The sequence below is a fragment of the Pricia mediterranea genome, assembly GCF_032248455.1.
GTDB classification, from domain to species: domain Bacteria; phylum Bacteroidota; class Bacteroidia; order Flavobacteriales; family Flavobacteriaceae; genus Pricia; species Pricia mediterranea.
Genome location: NZ_JAVTTP010000001.1, coordinates 2,904,435 through 2,921,576 on the forward strand (window position 1 = coordinate 2,904,435; position 17,142 = coordinate 2,921,576).

Below are 17,142 nucleotides of genomic sequence, written 5' to 3' on the forward strand. Positions count from 1 at the left end.
GGCAAAAGACAAAATTAAAAAAAAGCTCTTCCATGAAAACAAAACGTTACTGCCTAGCCCTTGACCTCAAGAACGACCCCGACCTGATCAAGGAATATAAGGAGTACCACGAAAACGTGTGGCCCGAAATAACGGCAAGCATCAAGGAGGCCGGAGTAGAGAAATTGGACATCTACCACGTAGAAGACCGATTGTTTATGATTATGGAGACCCGGCCCGATTTTTCGTTCCAAGAAAAACAAAAGTCCGATGAGGCCAATCCTAAGGTACAGGAATGGGAAACCTTGATGTGGGATTACCAACAGGCTCTGCCCGGTTCAAAACCCGGAGAAAAATGGCGGTTGATGGAACATATTTTCGAGTTGTAAAATCATTGAGAGATATCAGGGCGTTTTGGCCGATCGATAATTTGGAACACGCTGTTCAAACGATAACTCCGGGGTTTTTGAATGAACGGGCGTGCAGTTGATCTCTGAGGTGCATCCAGCGAAAGTCAGAGAAAGAACTTACGTCTCAGGTTCTAAAGCGCAGCGGTTCTACCTCCGTTTTTGTACCAAGTCCTTCGTAAATTCGTTCAGGGTCTCCACTTTTTGCTCGAAATCGCCTTTGAGGGTCTTGCGATATTCGTTGAGGTTTTTGACCAGATCGTCGATATTTTCCGGAATAACATCCTCGAAAAATTGACGAAGGCGTTTGGCCGTGGTGGGCGATTTACCATTCGTGGAGATGGCCACCTTTACGTTACCTTTGGTCACGATTCCGCCCATATAAAAATCGCAAAACGGTGGGTTGTCGGCGACATTGACCAAGATGCTTTGCGCCCGACAGTCATGATATATCTGTTCGTTGATTTCCGGTCGGTCGGTCGTGGCGATGACGATATGTTTGTCCTGAAGATATTTGGGGTCATAGCTGTCCCTATGCATGGCGATGCCGTGCTTGTCGGCCAAGACAGACGTTTCGGCGCGAAATAGCGGCGCCACCATTGCTACCTGTGCCGTAGGGCTCGATTTCAACAAAAATGTCAGCTTTTCCAGGGCCACGTTCCCGCCCCCTACGATCAAGATGTTCAGGTGGGACACCTTTAAAAATATGGGATACAGTTCGTTGCGTTCCATGCCATGCAATTAGTATCCTACAAAGATAGAAAACCCCGGGCAGCTAAGGGTACCGAAATTTTAAATTTCAGGGTATCCAATTTCTTAGGATTTCTACCCCCGACAGGTGGACCAAAGTTCTATCTTTGGTATTAATACCTATATTTCGATTATGATTCGCTCAGTGATGGCGATTAAGGACAAAAAAATATCGGTTTTAGAAAGTAACGGCGTAGCCAAATAACGGCCTAAACCTTAGTTTTGTTATTCTAAGCTATTTGAAATGAAAAACACCACCCGTATTACGGACATCGAGATTAACGACGTCCGCTTCCCGACCAGTCGGTCTTTAGACGGTTCCGATGCCATGAATCCTGATCCGGATTATTCGGCGGCCTACGTCATTTTGAAAACGGACCATCCCGATAGTCTGGAGGGGCACGGACTGACTTTTACCATAGGACGGGGCAACGAGCTTTGTGTGGCGGCGGTGCGTTCGTTATCCCCCCTGATTATTGGGAAAACGCTCGAAAGCTTCACGGCGGACATGGGCGCTTTCTATAGAATGATTTCCGGGGATAGCCAGTTGCGCTGGTTGGGTCCCGAAAAGGGAGTTATCCACCTGGCGACGGCCGCCCTGGTCAATGCCGTTTGGGACTTGTACGCCAAAAAGGAAGGTAAACCACTTTGGAAGCTGGTCGCCGATATGTCCCCCGAAGAGCTGGTTTCCTGTGTCGACTTTACGTACATTACGGATGCCATAACGCCCGACGAGGCCTTGCAATTGCTAAAAAGAAAGAAGGCTTCAAAACAGGAACGTATCGATAGATTGCATAAGGATGGATATCCTGCCTATACGACCTCCGCGGGGTGGCTGGGCTATTCCGATGATAAGATGCGCAGGCTGTGCCAAGAGGCCAAGGCCGAGGGTTTCGACCATATCAAGATCAAAGTAGGTTCCGATTTAGCCGATGATATGCGCCGGGCAGCCATCATCCGGGAGGAAATCGGGCCGGACCTGAGGCTGATGATGGATGCCAACCAAAAATGGGATGTTGATGAGGCCATCACCAATATGGAAGAACTGGCCAAGTTCGATCCTTGGTGGATCGAGGAACCTACCAGTCCCGATGACATTCTAGGCCATGCGAAAATCGCAAAGGCCATTGCCCCGATCCATGTCGCTACGGGCGAGCATTGCCAGAACCGGGTCATGTTCAAGCAATTGATGCAGGCCAGGGCCATCGGCATCTGCCAGATCGATAGCTGTAGAGTAGGGGGCGTAAACGAGATTTTGGCGATTTTGTTGATGGCGGCCAAATTCGAAATTCCCGTTTGTCCGCATGCGGGCGGAGTGGGACTTTGTGAATATGTACAACATCTGTCCATGATCGACTATATTGCGATCAGCGGATCTCTCGAAAATCGCATCATTGAATATGTCGATCACCTGCACGAGCATTTTATCGATCCGGTAAAAATGAAGAATGGAGCGTACATGCCACCTGAACTTCCGGGATATAGTATCGAGATAAAAAGGGAATCCCTTCAAGCATATAGTTTTCCCGAAGGTAGGGTCTGGGAGGAGATTTCTAAGGAACAAGAGTAAAATCCCTCGGTCAAAGCTGAGGGAGATCTGATGAAATTTATCAGGGAACTTTGTCAGAGCTGAAGCCCGATGTTGACAACGTAAAACAAGAACTTGAAACAATTTTTTTTACGAAACGAGCATTAATAAATTCATTAAAATATTTCAACGTATGAAATTAATACGATTTGGCGAAACAGGTAAAGAAAAGCCCGGGGTACAACTTGAGGATGGCACCCGGTTGGATGTATCCGCTTTCGGACAGGATTACGACGAGCACTTTTTTGGAAACCAAGGGATCTCCAAACTTCAGGATTGGCTGGCATCCCATCAAGACAAGTGCCCGAAAATCGAGGGGACCATCCGGCTGGGACCGCCTTCGTGGAGACCTTCCAAACTGGTCTGTGTGGGATTGAACTACGCCAAGCATGCCGCGGAAAGCGGAATGGAGATCCCAAAAGAACCCGTGCTATTCTTTAAGGCCACCTCCGCGATTGTGGGTCCCAACGACGACTTGATCATCCCAAAGGGAAGCCAAAAAACGGATTGGGAGGTCGAACTTGGCGTGGTCATAGGCAAAAAAGCATCTTACGTTTCCAAAGACGAGGCGATGGACCATGTGGCGGGCTACGTATTGCATAACGATTATAGCGAAAGGGAATTTCAGCTGGAGCGTCACGGTCAATGGGTCAAGGGCAAAAGCTGCGATACCTTTGCACCGATCGGTCCCTTTATCGCCACCAAAGATGAAATCGATGACCCGCACAACCTTAATCTTTGGTTGACCTTGAACGGGGAAACGATGCAAGATAGCAACACCTCGGATTTCGTATTCGACATTCCCGAACAGATCAGTTACATCAGTCAGTTTATGACTTTGATGCCGGGCGATATTATCTCCACCGGCACCCCGTTCGGGGTGGGACTCGGACTCGACCCCCAGAGATATTTGAAACCCGGCGATGTGGTCGAACTTGGAATCCAAGGTCTAGGGAGATCGAAGCAGACAGCAAGAGCATATCAAGGGAAGTAGTTGACGGAAGCTGGTCGTCATCAGTTCTAACTAAAGGTTCTAAGTGGACGGACCTTGAACCTTGAACAGCTACAAAGTAACGATAGAACTTTAAATTCTAAGGTAATCCGGGTTCGAACCAAGAGCATTCAAAAAAGCGATACATAAAAACAAAAATCACAAAACCAAATACCATGGAAGATTCCAAGAACAGTTTCGACAGAAGAAAATTTATACGGTCCTCGGCCCTGGTCGGGGCGTTTTTGGGGCTTCCGGGAGCGGCGGCCTTTGGCAAGTCCGACGTGGACAGGGCCTTGGAGAAGATGTCCGAAAAAAGACCATCCTATGGGAAGTCCGTCATCGGATTGAAAACCGAACCCATAGAGCAGGTGAACGTAGCTTTTATCGGGGTGGGAAACCGGGGGAGTAGCCACGTCAAACACATGGCGGCCCTACATCCCAAAGCAAAAATTACCGCTATTTGCGATATCCGGGATGAATACGCTCAAAAATCCGTGGATTTCGCCAAGGAAATGGGCCAGAATCCAAAAAAATATAGCGGTACCGAAGAGGCGTGGAAAGACATGGTCAAGCGCGATGATATCGATTTGGTGATTATCAGCACCCCATGGGAAGACCACGTGCCCATGTGCGTATATGCCATGCAACAGGGCAAACACGCCGCCGTTGAGGTACCCGCAGCCTATACGGTCGAAGATTGCTGGAAACTGGTCGATACGGCCGAAGAGACCCAGCGCAACTGCATGATGCTGGAGAATGTGTGCTACGGCAATGAAGAGCTTACCCTGCTGCAAATGGTCGATCAGGGCTACTTCGGCACCCTCACCCACGGCGAAGCGGCCTATATCCACGATCTCAGGCACTCGATGTTCAGCAAGACCGGGTATTATAACCAATGGCGTATCCGGCATCATGTGAAATACGACGGCAACCTGTACCCGATGCACGGGCTGGCACCGGTCGCACAGTATATGGACATCAACCGGGGCGATCGCTTCAACCACTTGGTATCGATGAGCTCGCTGGAGGCGAATCTATCCGAATATGCCAAGACCATCGAGCCCGACAACGAATTCTATAAGCATACCGATTTCAAGCACGGCGATATGAATATGACCCTGATCAAAACCGCCAAGGGGCGGACGATTATGGTGCAACACGATGTGGCATCGCCCAGGGTCTATAGCCGTATCAATGCGATTTCGGGAACCAAGGCCTACCATGAGGGTTATCCCAGCCGGTTGAGCGTGAACGGAAAGCACGATTGGCTGACCGAGGCCGAACATGCCGAGGTCTTCGAGAAATACAAACACCCCATTTGGAACAGGCTCAAGGACGAAATTGCCAAACACGGCGGACACGGGGGAATGGACTTCGTACTGCTATACCGGCTAATCGATGGTTTCAACCAAGGCCGAGCTTTGGATATGGATGTGTACGATGCCGCGGATTGGTCCGTGGTGACGCCGCTTTCAGGTATTTCTATCCAAAAAGGCAATGCGCCTGTCAAATTTCCTGATTTTACACGGGGAAATTGGAAGGAAGAGCGGGCGTTGGGGATTATGGAGAACGTATAATACGCATTGAAGGCCGTGTATTCAGGTTCTTGTCCGTTTCCTTCAATGGGGAAATGTGATGTTCTTGACAGAAGGACAAAAGGACAGAAGGACAAAAGGACAAAAGGACAAAAGGACGGAATGATGCAAGGATGAAAAGACGGGACAAAAAGTCGACGACCTGATTACTTGCCAGCAGTAATTCCGATGGTTACTGGACTCCGTTAACTTGAACTCCAACTATAATAAATCGATATCCCGTGAAGATTTCACTTCAATTTTTTAAACTGCCTTTTGCGATACTACTCCTGTTTTTGATATGTAGTTCCTTTGAAATTGCAGCACAGCCCAAGCCGGTGGGCCCCTTGCCCTCGGAGCGGCAGCTCAGTTGGCAGCAATTGGAATACTACGCCTTCATCCATTTCAACATGAATACCTTTACGGATATGGAATGGGGCACCGGCGGGGAGTCCCCCGAACAATTCGACCCATCCGCCTTGGATGCCGGGCAGTGGGCCGAGGTCGCCAAGGAGGCGGGTATGAAGGGCATCATTATTACCGCTAAGCACCACGACGGTTTTTGCCTGTGGCCGACCAAGACTACGGAGCATTCGGTCAAGAATTCCCCCTGGAAAGATGGTAATGGCGACCTTATCAAGGACCTGGCGGAAGCCTGCGAGGAATATGGACTCCAATTCGGCGTGTATCTATCCCCTTGGGACCGGAACAATCCGCGGTACGGCCATCCGGAATACGTCGCCATTTTTCATGAGCAGTTGCGGGAACTGTTGACGAACTACGGAGATATCTTCGAGGTCTGGTTCGACGGGGCCAACGGTGGAACGGGCTATTACGGTGGGGCGAACGAGGAACGTAAGATCGATAACAAGACCTACTATGAATGGGACAAGGTCACGAACATAATCAGGGAACTGCAGCCTAATGCGGTCATCTTTAGCGATGCAGGTCCCGATATCCGTTGGGTAGGCAATGAAGAAGGATATGCCAACGAGACCAATTGGAGCATTATGCGGCGCGATGAGATCTATCCCGGTTGGCCGCGCTACAAAGAACTGCGCTCCGGTCATAAAGACGGTACCCACTGGCTCCCCGCAGAGGCCGATGTCTCCATCCGCCCGGGATGGTATTATCATTCCGCCGAAGATCATCAGGTAAAGTCCCTTCCCCATTTGTTGGACATTTACTACCGTTCGGTGGGCCGCAACGCCAGCTTACTGCTCAACCTGCCCGTTGACGACAGGGGATTGGTGCACGAGACGGATGTAAAGCAGTTGATGGCCCTGCGTGGACAACTGGACCTGGATTTTAAGTCCGAATTGGCCAAAAACGCCAGGGTAACGGCCACCGATGAACGTGGCAATGGCCGGCAATTCGGTGCGACCAATGTCAACGACGGGGCTGACGACACCTACTGGTCGACCAACGATACCCTTTCCTCCGCTTCGATCACCTTCGATTTTGGCGATCCTACCGAGGTCAACCGTGTCCTTTTGCAAGAGTATATTCCCTTGGGGCAGCGGGTTAAAAACTTTAGCGTCGAAGCAGAGGTCGACGGCGAATGGAAGGAAATCGATAGACAGACCACGGTCGGGTACAAACGGATATTGCGGTTCGATCCCGTGACGGCATCCAAAGTGCGGGTCAATTTCTTGGATGCCAAAGGACCCTTGGCCATCTCCAACATCGAACTCTATCGGGCCCCTAACCTGCTTACGCTGCCCGACCTCCAAAGAAACAGGGACGGCAGGGTCACGCTGTCCGTTCCCGATAAGAATATCGAGGTGCACTATACTTTGGACGGTAGTAAGCCTACCGCGGCTTCCCCGAAATTCGAGAAGCCGTTTCCGGTAGATGAACCGACCACGGTCAAGGCGATCGCATATGACCCCGAATCGGGGGAGACGACGGAGACTGCGCTCAAACGCTACGATATTGCTAAAAAGGACTGGAAGGTCGTGGAAGTATCCAGCGGAACCATTTCGGAGGCCATAAAGGCGATTGATGAGAATCCCGACACCTTTTGGGCAACGGACGAAGGCGGGGAAAGACCGCAGGAGCTGGTCATAGACCTGGGGAAGTCGTACAAATTAAAAGGCTTTACCTACTGGCCGATACAAGAACGCTATCCCTTCGGAATCATTACGGGCTACAAGTTTTCGGTCAGTTCCGATGCCCAAAATTGGAAAGCCGTGGCCGAAGGCGAGTTCGGCAATGTGGTCAACAACCGTATCGAACAGACCGTTGAGTTTGAGCCAACCAAGGGGCAGTATATCAAATTAAGGGCAACGAATGTTGATGGCGACGATTTTAGGACGTCGTTTGGGGAAATCGGGGTGATTACGGAAAAAGATTAAAAGCTTGTCCGAAAAAGACGTTCATAGAACACTTCGATTTAGACGATTTTCCCACAGCGCTATTCAATAGGTGTCCCCCGCAATTTGTCGAACAGCTTATAGGCCCGCTCCACTTTTTGTTTTGGGGCTTGTTCGAACTCCTTTTCGGTTACCTTGTACACTTTTTGAATGCTGTCGAGTTTTTGATGCATGGTTTCGATTACCTCGGCATAGTCGGGGTCGTCGATGCTGTTGGTGAGCTCGCGGGGGTCTTCCTCAAGGTCGTAGAATTCCCAAGTGTCGATATCGTCGTAAAAATGCATGAGTTTGTAGCGATCGGTACGGATTCCATAGTGTTTTTTGACCATGTGAAAGGCCGGGTAGTCGTAGTAATGGTAATAGACAACATCCCTAAAATCGGAATCCTCCATACTTCCATCCATAAGTCCTTTTAGCGATTCCCCCTGCATCTCTCCGCCCGTTTCGGGCGCTCCGGCGAAATCGAGAAAGGTCTGGGCGAAATCCAAATTCTGCACCATGGCACCGATTTCAGTTCCCGCTTCGATAGTGCCGGGCATTTGTACCATTAGGGGCGTGCCAAACGATTCTTCGTACATAAAGCGTTTGTCGAACCATCCCTTTTCGCCCATCCAAAAACCTTGGTCGGATGTGTATATGACCAAGGTATTTTCGTCAAGTCCGTTTTCCTCTAGGTAATTGAGCAGTCGACCAACCCCATCGTCCACCGCCGCAATGGTGGCCATATAGTCCCGAATATAGCGTTGCCCCTTGTATTCGTCGAGTGCCTTGCCGTGCAGGTCCGCCTTCCAAAAGGCATTGTTCTCGGGCAGGTAGGCCGCGTCCCAGGCCTCACGTTGAGAGGGCGACATTCTGACGAAATCATTTATCCAAGGGTTGGCCGCCAGTTCGGTGCTACCATATTCCTTTGACATCTTGAGGTCGTGACCCTCGTACATGTCCTCATAAATAGTCTGAAGCTGTTCCTGGGCCGCTTTTTGATTCTTGAAATCGGGGAAATAGGTATCCGGTAACGGAAACTGCACCGAATCGTATTTGTTGACGTACCGCAACGGGGGCATCCAGTTTCGGTGCGGGGCCTTGTGGTGCACCATTATAAAGAACGGCATGCTTTCGTTGCGTTGATTTTGCAACCAGTCGATGGCGTCGTCGGTAATGATATCGGTGGCGTAACCGTTGATACGGACGGTATCACCACTCTGTCTGATAAAATCCGGATTATAATAATTTCCTTGGTCCACAATGATGTTCCAATAGTCGAAGCCCTCCGGATAGCCGTGAAGATGCCATTTGCCCGTAATCGCGGTTTGATAGCCGAGTTTTTGCAGCATTTTAGGTACGGTAGGCTGGCTACCGTCGAAACGGTCACCGTTCTGTCGGAAGCCGTTGATGTGGCTGTGTTTACCCGTCAATATCACCGCGCGACTGGGTCCACAGATGGAATTCGTGACATAGGCACGGTGGAACAGGGCCCCGTTTTCGGCAATTCTATCGATATTCGGGGTAGGGGCGAGCTCGCTAATAGGATGTCCGTAGGCACTGATGGCCTGAATGGCATGGTCATCGGCCATGATAAAGAGGATGTTGGGCTTTTTACCGTCGGATGTTTCTTCGGGATTATCCGATTTGCATCCCGCTACAAATAGGAGGGTTATCAGGGGAATGATGTAACGTATCATAAGGGTTATTTTGTTTTAAACTTTTGTCCGTTTATGTACCTAATCGTCAAATAGAAGGTAGAACTGTAGGATCTCAAACGTATGACCGATGACTTTTCCTTAGAATGATGTTTTACTACGTCTTACCGTCTTACGTCGGATTTAGTTCGCTGATCAATGTCTGCTACTTCAAGCTGAAGCTTGTCTTCAAGGCCGCATTGGAATCCGTTCCTACAAAGACCTGAAATTCCCCGGGCTCGACCGTAAACTCCAAATCACTGTTGTAAAATTTTAAGTCATCGGGACTTAAGGTCAAGTTTACCTTCTTGGATTCCCCCTTTTTGAGGAACACCTTTTGGAAACCTTTCAGCTGCCGTTTGGGCGGGGTGATACTGCGTACCACATCCCGGAGATATAGTTGTACCACTTCCGCGCCGTCGTAACTGCCGATGTTTTTAAGGGTTACGGAAACCGTTACGGTCTCATCGGCGCCGATTTCGGATTTGTCCACCCGAAGGTCGGAATATTCGAATTCCGTATAGCTCAATCCATGGCCGAACGGCAGCAAAGGGGAATTGGGCGCATCGAGGTAGTTGGACTTGAATTTCTGGAAAGCCTCCGCGTCTTGGGTACTTTCCACTGGCGCGGCGGGCCGTCCCGTATTTTTCATACTGTGGTAAACGGGGATTTGTCCTACATTGCGCGGCCAGGTGGCCGTCAATTTTCCAGAAGGATTGTAGTCCCCGAAAACCACATCGGCAATGGCGTTCCCAGCCTCCACGCCAGGATGCCATACCTGTAGGATGCTTACCGGGAGCTCATATTCTTCTTCTATGGTCAGGGGCCGGCCGCTCATCAACACGAGTACCAAGGGTTTATTTGTTTTCGCCAAGGCCCGAATCAGTCTCTTTTGGGCATCGGGAATCGAAATCTCCGTCCGGCTGGCGGCTTCGCCGCTCATTTCGGAGGCCTCACCTACCACCGCGACCACCACGTCGGCCGCCTTGGCCGCTGCCAGGGCTTCGTTCAAGAGGGTTTCGGGAGAACGTTTATCGATTTCCACCTTCGGCCCGAACACATTGACGTTTTTGGCCATTACGGTATCGTTGGTAATATTGGCGCCCTTAGCGTAGGTAATAGAAGCTTCGGGAGCAACATTTTTAAAACCTTCCAGTACGGTGACGGCCAATCGATGCTCCCCGGTGGGCGCCCAGGTGCCCAACATATTATTGCGACTGTCCGCCAAGGGCCCCACTAAGGCGATTTTAACATTCTTTTTCAAGGGAAGAATATTTTGATGTCTTTTTAGCAGCACAAAACTGTGGGCCGCCAGCTTGCGGGCCAGTTTTCGGTTTTCGTCGGTCAGGATATCCTTTTCGGGGCGCGCCTCGTTCGAATAGCGGAAAGGATCTTCGAGGAGTCCCAGTCTATATTTGGCTTCCAAGATCCGTCGGCAGGCCGTGGTGATCTGCGCTTCGGTCACTTTGCCTTCGTCCAAGGATTTTTTAAGGGTGGTCAAAAAGCCTTCCCCGACCATATCCATATCGAGTCCCGACTCAAGCGCCATGGCCGACACCGCCTGCAGATCACCCAAGCCATGCGCTATCATTTCGTTGACCGAGGTGTAGTCTGAAACCACAAGGCCGTCAAACCCCCAACGTTCGCGTAACAGGTCGGTAATCATCCATTTATTGGCGGAAGCAGGAATACCGTCGATATCGTTAAAGGAGGTCATGGCACTGCCCACGCCCGCATCGACCGCCGCTTTGTAAGGCGGTAGGTATTGGTTGAACATCTTGATTTTGCCCATATCCACCGAATTGTAGTCGCGCCCCCCTTCCGAGGCTCCGTAAAGGATGAGGTGTTTTACGGTCGCCAACATGGTGTGCGGTGCGGTAAGGTCGGTTCCTTGATACCCCTCGACCATCGCCGTTGCAACCGCAGAACCCAGGTAAGGGTCCTCCCCGGCGCCCTCTGCGATCCGGCCCCAGCGGGGGTCGCGAGCGATATCGACCATGGGGGAGAAGTTCCAGTTGATACCATCGGCGGTGGACTCCCTCGCCGCGATTTGGGCGGATTGTTTTAATAGGTCCATATCCCAGCTCGATGCCGAACCCAAGGGAATGGGAAAGGTGGTCTTGTAGCCGTGGATTACGTCGGAACCAATGAGCAGGGGAATCTTTAAACGGGAACTGTTGACGGCAATTTCCTGCGCCTTTCGGACCTTATCGGGACCCGTGACGCCGAAGATGCCGCCTACTTCGCCCGCCTTGATCTTGGCCTCCACATTTTCGCTGACCACGGATCCGGTCGCGATACCACCACCGGGAGTCAACAGGTTCAACTGGCCAATTTTTTCCTCGACGGTCATTTGTTCCAAAAGGGATTCCACTTCGGGAATCGGGCTTTGGCTTTGCGCCGCAAAGGCATTGGAACACATACAAAAGAGCAAAGCAATACATTTCTCAAGTTTCATATCAGTTTGGTTTTTTAATGCCTATGGGCTGTGTCCAAGCTTTTTCGTATTCGGTCTCGTCGAAAAAATTTTGGTTCGTTTGGTCCGATACGACCTTAGCTCGTACAAAGCCATATCCGTGAGGTAGTGTGAAACTCGCCTTTGTGCCTTTTACCCGCTCTATAATTTGGTAAGCGTCGGACGCCGGATCCTTTCCAATAAGCTGAATTTCGTACCCCACATCAGGTTCAGCGGCTATTTCTATCTGTAGGCTGTCGTTGCCCGTTTCCAGACCTTTCAATAGCACTCCGGTCGAGGCGTAGAAATCGCCATTTTCCATGGCTGTGATTATACTGGAAGCGGTCAAAGAGTCCGCCCTGACCATGACCCAACCTCTTCCGGGATTGCTATAACTCTTATCGAACCGATGGTAATTATGACTGTCGTCGGTGGCCACCCCATATAACAGGGGCTTGCCTTCCTGTAGGTAGGAAGCGTTGATCAAATCCCACATGGATTCGGTGTCCAGATGTGTCGAATCCCCGTCGTTATTGACCAAAGGATGTCCATTATAAACCTCAAAAAAACGCACATCGTTCAACTGCATAAAGTCGTCGGCTGAAATACCATATCCAAAATTCGGATGGTTGATGTGGGGCATAATCGGTACGTTCAGTCTTTCGCGCTGCTCCAAAATGGCATCGATATTATTTTGGATGATTTCCGCAACGTTCCCACCCTCCTTGGGACTTATTTTTTCTTGGATGTTGGACGCGTTGATATGGATGGGCTTGTCTCCAAAATTACTGGTTATTTCTTCCGACTGAATGATCAAGAACTCCCCGTCTTCCTCAAAAAGGGACCTATATTCCTCCAACGTCTTTAGTTTGACTTTGGTTCGGCCCGTACTGTCCAATTGATGTTCTACCCACGACTCCCCATAGTGGTCAAGATAGTCATGAAAGGCTTCTTGCAAATATTCTTTTTCGGATAAGGTAATCCACATTTCGCCCTCCGCTAAGGTATTATGGTCCGAGAGTACTGTAAAATCGTATCCGTTGGTCTTGTACCAATCCATGATTATTTCCGGAAATTCATTTCCGTCGCTCCAGTAGGAATGGGCATGTAGGTTGCCTTTGTACCATGTTTTATCTTGCGACAAAATCGTACCATGGGCCATAAAACCCAAAAGAAATACTGCTAAAAATAGATTATCCGACCTCATGCTTTTGTTCTATGTTAAAACTAATTTACCTCCGTTACCGGATTTCTTTCCGAAACCCCGTTTTCGTTAAAGGCCTCGACCGTAAAATAATAGGTCTGATCGGTGTTCAGGGATTTTAACTGCAATGATTCTTCGCCGTAGATCAGCCATGAGCTGTACAGTTTATCCGGCGCGATGCCCCACAATACGTTATATCCTTGGGCATTTTTGACCGGTTTCCAACTGATTTTGGCGCCCCGCCTTTGGTCGTTCCGGATAATTTCGATGTTCTTTACTGACTTTGGTGCTTTTCCGCTCCCGTTTCCGAACACCCGGATGTCGGATATGGATAGGTATGGTGTGGGTGCGTGGATATTCTTATACCGAATGAACCGTGCCTTTCGCGGAGTTTCCAAGGCTACATAGTCGTTGGGCACGTCTTTATCGTTGGTACTCCGGTCCACCAGGTTGAACCACTGGGTTCCATCCAATGATCCCTCTACCGTATATTGATGGTATAGCCCGGGTATCTTCCCGTACATATCGGTTTTATAATCGTTGTAATTGACCTGTACGGCATAAACCTCGCCCGGTTCGCCGAGGTCGATCTTCGCCCATTGGTCCGCATCGTTCCGCTCGGCGACCCAATATGATTTTACGTTCTCGTCGGTAAGGGCATCCGCCCCGAAATCTTCCAGATGGGAGGATGTTTTTACCGGTTTGCCGTATGACAGTAACATCCAACCCGTGAATTTTCCTTTTTTGTCCGATTCGGACGGGGCATAATGGGGATAGTCGCCGAAATAGGTGTTGGACCACAGCAATCCATCCTCATCAAAAAAGGTGGGAAACATCCCGATACGCCGTTCCCATCCTATATTGACATTGACGGCCATAGAGGAAAAATGCCACCATTGATTCCCCGGGCCCCTGACCGTACTGCCATGCCCGGCGCCGTTAATAAAGCCCCCTGGTTTGTAGGAAAAGGGATTGTTTGGCATGTATTCGAACGGCCCCAATGGCGAATCGCCGATATAGGCGCCATCGGCATAGACGTCGAATTCCGTGCCGGGGGCGCCGTATTGTAAATAGTACTTGTCGTTGTGCTTGGTCATCCACGGGCCTTCGATATATCCGCTGAGTTCGGTGTCGGAGTGGTTTTCGCCGAAACGTTCCCAGCCGTGCTTTTCGGGCTGGAGATTAAATAGTTCGTGGATTTTCTCCGAGGGCCGGAATCTTTTGTCCTTGTCCAGTTTCCTGGCCCGGATGGGGAATTTATTCGAGGAGCCCCAGTAAATATGGCCCTGTCCGTCGTCGTCGATAAAAAGCGCGGGATCTTGCAGATTATGCAAAATTCCCGGGGTCGCGGTCCATTCCCCGTCCTGCGGATTATCCGAATAGAGAACACTCATGGAGCCAGATGGGTTTCCGGCCATATAGAGTACGGAATCGCGATAGTTGAAGGCAGCGGGGGCATTGGAGCCCTGAAAGTACCATTGTTTGGGCTTGATAAACTCCCATTCGTCCAAATCCTTGCTGTGCCAATAGCCCATAGAGCGGGTGACGAACATATAATACTCATCTTTAAAGCGTACTACTGCCGGATCCGCGCCCGACCGATACGAAAGATCTTTGTGGGAGTTGTAGATCATGTAGGTGTAGTCGATATTAACGGGATTGCAATAGGTTTCGGTCTGGGCAAGTATTGGCCCTAAGCCGATACAGCCTAAAAGTAGGCAGCTTGTTCTTAGGTGTGCAAAACGTTTCGAATATGTAGCCATAATTGATGTATTAGATGTATGTGAATTTCCTTAACAGGATGCTTTTATCGAATACCTTGATATCGTCAACGGGAATGTGAAAAAAGCCAGGGCAGCAGTCCGGGTTCTCCAAAGGCGTTGTCCCAGCTGTTGTGATTGGCGTCGTCATAAAGTGTGAACTTCGGATGACCGCCCTCTTTCAGAAGTGCTGAAACCATCGTTAGCGAATGTTGGGGGTCTACCACATTGTCCCGCGCCCCGTGAAAGGCCCAAAGCGGGACTTTGGTCGCATAATTCGTGACGGATTCCGGTTCTCCCGCTCCGCAAATCGAAATTGCCGCCGCAAAGACATCCGGTTTGCGCGATAAGAGTTCGTAGGTGCCCATACCTCCCATCGAAAGGCCCATCACATACATCTGGTTCCTATCGACATAGTCTTTGCTCCTGAATTCATCCAGCAATTCCATCACAAGACTTAATGGTTCTGTAGGCCCCTTTGCATACTGAAAATCCAGACCGATCGGGTACGAACTACGGTCTACGGCTACGTTGGACCAATAATTATCGGCGGGACATTGGGGAAAGATAACGATTGCGGGAAATTCTTTTCTATGGGATGGATTTGCGAACAACCGACTTCCGTGCGTCAACTGTTTTTCGTTGTCGTTTCCCCGCTCCCCGCCGCCGTGTAAAAACAGGATTAGGGGGTAGGAATCATCTTCACTAAAATTTTTGGGATACAAAATCCGGTACAAGAGGGTATCCTTTCCGTCGATAAAGTGCTCTTTTTTGTATAAGCTGTGCTCCTGGGCAAGCGCAACACATCCATAAGAGAGAAGAAGAACGGTCGAAAGTAATTTTTTAGTTCGCATAATTAAAACCGAGTTTGTCGAGGCCTGCCTGCACATCCTCGTTTTGCATAAAAAGTTTCCATAACAGTCCCGAGCGGTAGTTTTCGATCATGACCAATTGCGGCCCTTGATCGATGGCCAAGTAGGCTTCCGCTACCCAGAAATCGTATTGTGGACTAAAGGCATCGTAAAATCCTGCCGGACCCAAAAGTTTGCCCTTGTTCCTATAAAAATAATGCAAGGCCTTTATTGATTCGTCGGGGGTGTAGGGCAGGGAACCGATCGCCGCCGTAGGCGAAATGACCCCGGTATCGTTGGAGGGGCTGTGGGCGGTGTATCCGATTCCCCCGTCGTCTTTACGGGTATAGCTCGCGGTGAGGCCCCAGCAATTTTCCCCGTAGGCCTTAAAGTTTTTGGGGTTGTCAACGCAGTAGGCATGGTTGATCTTGGAGTGGTTCACCACGGCATCCCCGTAATTTACAAAATCGTCGGAAAGTCCCCTTGGGTCGAGTCCCAGGTAGGAGTAATGGGCCCAGAACAGCGGTCCGCCCTTGGGTGCGTTGCCGGCATGGTCGACCACTAGGGGGATACCGTAGGCGGATTCCGCCGAAGCGATGTTGCCGTTGGAGGCCCAGCCGTTGGTATATACTTCTTTTGTGATGCCGTGATCTGGAGAGGCCGCTGCCAAAACATAGGTGATCAGCACCTCATTGTATCCTTTGAGTTCGAGGTTGATGGCGAAGTCGTGATCGGGACTCCAGTGCCAATACAAAGCGTTCTTGTTCTGGGTGTACCAATCCCACTCCACACCTTTCCATAGGCTATCGGCTTTTTCCGCTAGGGCTTTTTCGGTATCGGTGCCGCCCTTAAAATATTCCGAGATACAGATAAGACCTTGCGCCAAAAAGGCGGTTTCGACCAGGTCGCCGCCATTATCTAGCGGACTGAAAGGCCTGACTTTGCCCGTATTACCGTCAAGCCAGTGCGGCCATGCGCCGTGAAAACGGTCGGCGGATTCCAGAAAATTCAGGATTTGATCAAGGCGTTCCACCGCTTGTTCCCGGGTGACGAACCCGCGTTCGATACCTACTAGGATTCCCATTACTCCAAAGCCGGTGCCCCCGATGGTCACCGTATTGGGGTCGTTGGCGGGGTTGCCGGGATGGTAGCGCTCCCTCGCCGCCCCCGAATTGGCTTCGGCGAAATCCCAGAAATACTTAAAGGTTTCGCCCTGGGTCAGGTCGAGCAGTGCTTCATCACTGATTGCGGGTGGTTCTTCCCCTTTGTCGGGTACGGTATCCTTGGGAGTTTCGGGGAGTTGCGATTCGCCGGTAGGACCTTGGCCGTCATCGTTCGAACAAGAAACAAGCAGGAAGATGGTGGCTAGGGATACGAGCATCCTGTTCCATCCTGTTTCCGTATTGCTGATTTGTAAAACCATTTCCAAGAATCCTGTTTTAGAGCCTTGATTTTAAATTACTGATTGTCAGAAGATGCCCGTTTTAATTAGGTCTCGACTGCGCTCGGCCTGACATTTTGCTGATAGT

General features: G+C 50.2%; 12 protein-coding genes. 5 read left to right on the top strand and 7 right to left on the bottom strand.

Annotated features, from left to right (window positions below):
* The first annotated feature begins 32 nt into the window (after positions 1-32).
* A complete protein-coding gene (locus RQM65_RS11850) occupies positions 33-368 on the top strand; it encodes an L-rhamnose mutarotase (RefSeq protein ID WP_314015250.1) in 336 nt (111 codons plus the stop codon).
* 168 nt (positions 369-536) lie between these two features.
* Here the strand turns inward: RQM65_RS11850 and RQM65_RS11855 are convergent, their stop codons facing one another.
* A complete protein-coding gene (locus RQM65_RS11855) occupies positions 537-1,118 on the bottom strand; it encodes a precorrin-2 dehydrogenase/sirohydrochlorin ferrochelatase family protein (protein WP_314015252.1) in 582 nt (193 codons plus the stop codon).
* A 262-nt stretch (positions 1,119-1,380) separates the two neighbouring features.
* On the opposite strand from RQM65_RS11855, the gene RQM65_RS11860 reads away from it, so the two are divergent.
* The 4 genes from RQM65_RS11860 (at position 1,381) to RQM65_RS11875 (ending at position 7,649) form a co-directional block, all read left to right on the top strand.
* Entirely contained in the window at positions 1,381-2,706 is a 1,326-nt protein-coding gene (locus RQM65_RS11860; RefSeq protein ID WP_314015253.1) for an L-fuconate dehydratase, read from the top strand.
* A gap of 151 nt (positions 2,707-2,857) precedes the next feature.
* Positions 2,858-3,718 (top strand): fumarylacetoacetate hydrolase family protein, encoded by an 861-nt coding sequence (locus RQM65_RS11865; protein ID WP_314015254.1) that lies wholly within the window; start codon positions 2,858-2,860, stop codon positions 3,716-3,718.
* Positions 3,719-3,891: 173 nt separating this feature from the next.
* Positions 3,892-5,295 (top strand): Gfo/Idh/MocA family protein, encoded by a 1,404-nt coding sequence (locus tag RQM65_RS11870; RefSeq protein WP_314015255.1) that lies wholly within the window; start codon positions 3,892-3,894, stop codon positions 5,293-5,295.
* 407 nt (positions 5,296-5,702) lie between these two features.
* Positions 5,703-7,649: a discoidin domain-containing protein gene (locus RQM65_RS11875; RefSeq protein ID WP_432279868.1), complete on the top strand. Its 1,947-nt coding sequence runs from the start codon at positions 5,703-5,705 to the stop codon at positions 7,647-7,649.
* 59 nt (positions 7,650-7,708) lie between these two features.
* On the opposite strand, the gene RQM65_RS11880 is transcribed toward RQM65_RS11875, so the two are convergent.
* The 6 genes from RQM65_RS11880 to RQM65_RS11905 form a co-directional block, all read right to left on the bottom strand.
* Positions 7,709-9,346: a sulfatase family protein gene (locus tag RQM65_RS11880; protein WP_314015258.1), complete on the bottom strand. Its 1,638-nt coding sequence runs from the start codon at positions 9,344-9,346 to the stop codon at positions 7,709-7,711.
* A gap of 163 nt (positions 9,347-9,509) precedes the next feature.
* Positions 9,510-11,801: a beta-glucosidase BglX gene (bglX, locus tag RQM65_RS11885; protein WP_432279847.1), complete on the bottom strand. Its 2,292-nt coding sequence runs from the start codon at positions 11,799-11,801 to the stop codon at positions 9,510-9,512.
* A 1-nt stretch (position 11,802) separates the two neighbouring features.
* The gene (locus RQM65_RS11890; RefSeq protein WP_314015259.1) at positions 11,803-13,005 is read right to left on the bottom strand and encodes a CehA/McbA family metallohydrolase domain-containing protein; all 1,203 of its coding nucleotides are present in this window, start codon (positions 13,003-13,005) and stop codon (positions 11,803-11,805) included.
* A gap of 20 nt (positions 13,006-13,025) precedes the next feature.
* Positions 13,026-14,765, bottom strand: a complete 1,740-nt coding sequence (locus tag RQM65_RS11895) for a family 43 glycosylhydrolase (protein WP_314015260.1) — start codon at positions 14,763-14,765, stop codon at positions 13,026-13,028.
* 65 nt (positions 14,766-14,830) lie between these two features.
* Positions 14,831-15,616, bottom strand: a complete 786-nt coding sequence (locus RQM65_RS11900) for a carboxylesterase family protein (RefSeq protein WP_314015261.1) — start codon at positions 15,614-15,616, stop codon at positions 14,831-14,833.
* Positions 15,606-16,994: a glucoamylase family protein gene (locus RQM65_RS11905; RefSeq protein WP_432279869.1), complete on the bottom strand. Its 1,389-nt coding sequence runs from the start codon at positions 16,992-16,994 to the stop codon at positions 15,606-15,608. The genes RQM65_RS11900 and RQM65_RS11905 overlap by 11 nt, the downstream gene beginning before the upstream one ends.
* Positions 16,995-17,142 lie beyond the last annotated feature (148 nt).

Excerpts from the sequence above, each read along its gene's own strand:
- RQM65_RS11850 (WP_314015250.1), top strand. The coding sequence starts at position 33 with ATGAAAACAAAACGTTACTGCCTAGCCCTTGACCTCAAGAACGACCCC.
- RQM65_RS11855 (WP_314015252.1), bottom strand. The coding sequence starts at position 1,118 with ATGGAACGCAACGAACTGTATCCCATATTTTTAAAGGTGTCCCACCTG.
- RQM65_RS11860 (WP_314015253.1), top strand. The coding sequence starts at position 1,381 with ATGAAAAACACCACCCGTATTACGGACATCGAGATTAACGACGTCCGC.
- RQM65_RS11865 (WP_314015254.1), top strand. The coding sequence starts at position 2,858 with ATGAAATTAATACGATTTGGCGAAACAGGTAAAGAAAAGCCCGGGGTA.
- RQM65_RS11870 (WP_314015255.1), top strand. The coding sequence starts at position 3,892 with ATGGAAGATTCCAAGAACAGTTTCGACAGAAGAAAATTTATACGGTCC.
- RQM65_RS11875 (WP_432279868.1), top strand. The coding sequence starts at position 5,703 with ATGAATACCTTTACGGATATGGAATGGGGCACCGGCGGGGAGTCCCCC.
- RQM65_RS11880 (WP_314015258.1), bottom strand. The coding sequence starts at position 9,346 with ATGATACGTTACATCATTCCCCTGATAACCCTCCTATTTGTAGCGGGA.
- bglX (WP_432279847.1), bottom strand. The coding sequence starts at position 11,801 with ATGAAACTTGAGAAATGTATTGCTTTGCTCTTTTGTATGTGTTCCAAT.
- RQM65_RS11890 (WP_314015259.1), bottom strand. The coding sequence starts at position 13,005 with ATGAGGTCGGATAATCTATTTTTAGCAGTATTTCTTTTGGGTTTTATG.
- RQM65_RS11895 (WP_314015260.1), bottom strand. The coding sequence starts at position 14,765 with ATGGCTACATATTCGAAACGTTTTGCACACCTAAGAACAAGCTGCCTA.
- RQM65_RS11900 (WP_314015261.1), bottom strand. The coding sequence starts at position 15,616 with ATGCGAACTAAAAAATTACTTTCGACCGTTCTTCTTCTCTCTTATGGA.
- RQM65_RS11905 (WP_432279869.1), bottom strand. The coding sequence starts at position 16,994 with ATGCTCGTATCCCTAGCCACCATCTTCCTGCTTGTTTCTTGTTCGAAC.